This window comes from Vreelandella neptunia (assembly GCF_022489065.1).
Classification (GTDB): domain Bacteria; phylum Pseudomonadota; class Gammaproteobacteria; order Pseudomonadales; family Halomonadaceae; genus Vreelandella; species Vreelandella neptunia_A.
This window is the reverse complement of the sequence record NZ_JAKVTW010000080.1, coordinates 1-298: the sequence shown is the minus strand read 5'-3', so window position 1 is coordinate 298 and position 298 is coordinate 1. Positions and strand designations below refer to the sequence as shown.

At 54.4% G+C, this 298-nt stretch carries 1 protein-coding gene; it reads right to left on the bottom strand.

Going from position 1 to position 298, the window contains the following annotated elements:
* The coding region (locus tag MLE19_RS22945; RefSeq protein WP_276322557.1) for a cytochrome c biogenesis CcdA family protein at positions 1-298 on the bottom strand (298 nt) is incomplete at both ends.

The window sequence follows — 298 nt, the reverse complement described above, 5'->3', positions numbered from 1 at the left end:
GCAACCCAGTTGAATTCTTGGCGATACCCTCGCATCAGTTGTCCGATACTACTGGCGCCGAGCCCGAGTAGGATGAACACGATGCTGAAGCCGAAGACGAAGAAGGCACTGAGAGTCAATGCCTCTAAACGCCTGTCGGCTTTACCGGCACTACCGCCTGTGACCACCGACAGATAGGCCGGTAACAGGGGCAGCGTGCAAGGCGAAAAGAAGGAGACCAATCCGCCGATAAAGGCGCCGACCAAGCCGATGGAAGAGAGAGATTCCAATGTGTTATCGCAACTTAAGTTATGGAGAC